This window comes from Mycobacterium sp. (assembly GCF_032162105.1).
Lineage (GTDB): Bacteria > Actinomycetota > Actinomycetes > Mycobacteriales > Mycobacteriaceae > Mycobacterium.
Genome location: NZ_JAVRPS010000329.1, coordinates 1 through 2,763 on the forward strand (window position 1 = coordinate 1; position 2,763 = coordinate 2,763).

The window sequence follows — 2,763 nt, forward strand, 5'->3', positions numbered from 1 at the left end:
CAGCGCGGGTACAAGTGCATCTTCGTCTGCCCGGACAAGGTCTCCGAGGACAAGCAGAACGTGTTGCGCGCGTACGGCGCCGACGTCGTGGTGTGCCCGACCGCGGTCGCCCCCGACAACCCGGACAGCTACTACAGCGTGTCCAACCGGCTGGTCGAAGAGATCGACGGCGCGTGGAAGCCGGACCAGTACTCCAACCCGAACGGGCCTGCGAGCCACTACGAGACGACGGGACCGGAGATCTGGGCCGACACCGACGGCAAGGTCACGCATTTCGTGGCAGGCGTGGGTACCGGCGGGACGATCACCGGTGCAGGCCGCTACCTCAAGGAAGTCTCGGCCGACCGGCCAGGAGGCCCGGTCAAGGTCATCGGCGTCGACCCCGAGGGTTCGGTGTATTCCGGTGGTACGGGGCGGCCCTACCTGGTCGAAGGCGTCGGTGAGGACTTCTGGCCCTCGGCATACGACCCGGCCGTGGCGGACGAGATCATCGCGGTGTCCGACGCGGATTCGTTCGAAATGACCAGACGACTGGCCCGCGAGGAGGCGCTGCTCGTCGGCGGCTCCTGCGGCATGGCCGCGGTGGCCGCGATCGACGTCGCCGAGCGCGCCGGACCCGACGCGCTGGTGGTCGTTCTGCTGCCCGACGGCGGACGTGGTTATCTCTCAAAGGTTTTCAACGACGCGTGGATGTCGTCATACGGCTTCCTGCGCGGCAGGCTCGACGGGTCGATCGAGCAGTCGACGGTCGGAGACGTGTTGCGGCGCAAATCAGGAGCGTTGCCCGACCTGGTCCACACCCATCCGTCGGAGACGGTGCGCGACGCCATCGGCATCCTTCGCGAGTACGGCGTGTCGCAGATGCCCGTGGTCGGTGCGGAGCCTCCGGTGATGGCCGGAGAAGTGGCCGGCAGCGTATCGGAACGTGAACTCCTGTCGGCTGTTTTCGAGGGCCGGGCAAATTTGGCTGATGCCGTTTCGCAGCACATGAGCCCCGCGTTGCCGCTCATCGGCGCGGGAGAACTCGTCTCGACGGCCGCCAAGACGCTGCGCGAATGCGATGCGGTGATGGTGGTCGAAGAGGGCAAACCGGTGGGCGTGCTGACCCGACACGACCTGCTCGGATTCCTGTCGGACGGTAATCCGCGCCGGTAGGCGACCCGTCACTGCAGCTACTGAGCTCAGTGCACCCTTCCCAATTCCGTTAGCTTAGTTAAACATCCCATTTTCGGGGAGCTCCATTGGGAGTGATGAAGATCAGATTATGAGCGTCTTTGTCAGCCTGTTCTCAGGTAGGGTTACACCGCTCGCTCCCAGCTAACTCATCATTGGAAGGCGTTCATGACCGATCAGCCGCCACCTCCCTCCGGGTGGTGTCAGTGTGGTTCGTCATCCGCAGCGTGCCAATCGCTCCGTTCACCGCCCTCCGTGACTAGCTGTCAATGACATTGCATCCCAACAGCTTCGTTCAATGAGTTTCCGAGAAAGGGAATCGTGACCAACCCGCCAACGCCACCTCCACCGCCGCCCGGCGGCAACTACCCGCCTCCGGGTGGTTATCCGCCCCCGCCGGGGGGTGGCTATCCGCCGCCTCCACCGCCGCAGGGACCGGGCGGTGGCTACCCGCCGCCCCCGCCGCCGCAGGGACCGGGCGGTGGCTACCCGCCGCCTCAGGGACCGCCGGGTGGGTATCCGCCGCCCCCGCCGCCTCAGGGACCGCCGGGTGGGTATCCGCCGCCTCCAGGCAATTACCCGCCGCCGCAGGGCGGCTATCCGCCACCTCCACAGGCGGGTTACCCGCCACCAGGTGGTCCCGGCTTCGGCGGAGCGCCGGAGTTGAACATCGGCGAAGCGTTTACCTGGGCGTGGAACAAGTTCAGCAAGAACGCCGTCCCTCTCATCGTCGCGACACTGATTTACGGCGTGATCGTCGGTGTGCTGTACGCGATCGTCTACGGCGTAGCCATGCTCCTGGCGCCCGATCCCGTCACCTATTACGACTCGTACGGCTCGGGGTTCAGCGCTTCGTACAGCGCAGGATTCGGTGCCGCGAGCATCGCGGTGCTGGCACTCGGCGGCTTGGTGTTGTTCGTCGTGATCGGCGCGATCCAATCGGCATATCTCGGAGCCTTGCTGGACATCGCGAACGGTCAGCCGGTAGCGATCGGATCGTTCTTCAAGCCGCGCAACGTCGGCAGCGTCGTCCTCGCCGCCGTGATCGTTGGCGTCTTGACGTCGATCGGTTATGCGCTGTGTGTGCTCCCGGGTCTCGTGGTGGCGATCTTCACGATCTTCACGACCATTCTCATCGTCGAACGGAACCTCGCACCGATCGACGCGATCAAGGCGAGCATCGACATCGTCAAGGCGAATTTCGTGCAGGTCCTCCTCGTCTGGTTGATCTTCGGCGTCATCACGACGGTTGGCTCGTTGCTCTGCGGCATCGGTTTGATCGTCGCCGTGCCGGTGGCGACGCTCTTCTTGGTCTACGCCTACCGCAAGCTCAGTGGCGGACAGGTCGCACCGCTCACCCCGTAGATCGACTGGGTTTCGGAAGAGAGAAAGAAGGAAGACAGTGACCAATCCACCGCCTCCCGGAAACTATCCGCCGCCACCTCCGAGTGGCTTCCCGCCTCCGGGTGGTGGCTACCCACCTCCGCCGCCGCCGCCGGGTGGTGGCTACCCACCTCCACCACCGTCGGCAGGTGGATACGCCCCACCACCGCCCGGTGCGGGACCCGGGGGATCGCCAGATCAGTACAC

General features: G+C 65.3%; 3 protein-coding genes. All 3 read left to right on the forward strand.

Going from position 1 to position 2,763, the window contains the following annotated elements; genetic code table 11:
* A partial coding sequence (locus tag QOC69_RS16965; protein ID WP_526441580.1) for a cystathionine beta-synthase occupies nucleotides 1–1,155 on the forward strand: 1,155 nt, incomplete at its 5' end.
* A gap of 339 nt (nucleotides 1,156–1,494) precedes the next feature.
* The gene (locus QOC69_RS16970) at nucleotides 1,495–2,538 is read left to right on the forward strand and encodes a DUF2189 domain-containing protein (RefSeq protein WP_526441582.1); all 1,044 of its coding nucleotides are present in this window, start codon (nucleotides 1,495–1,497) and stop codon (nucleotides 2,536–2,538) included.
* A gap of 37 nt (nucleotides 2,539–2,575) precedes the next feature.
* On the forward strand, nucleotides 2,576–2,763 hold a 188-nt coding region (locus QOC69_RS16975; RefSeq protein WP_526441584.1), incomplete at its 3' end, for a hypothetical protein.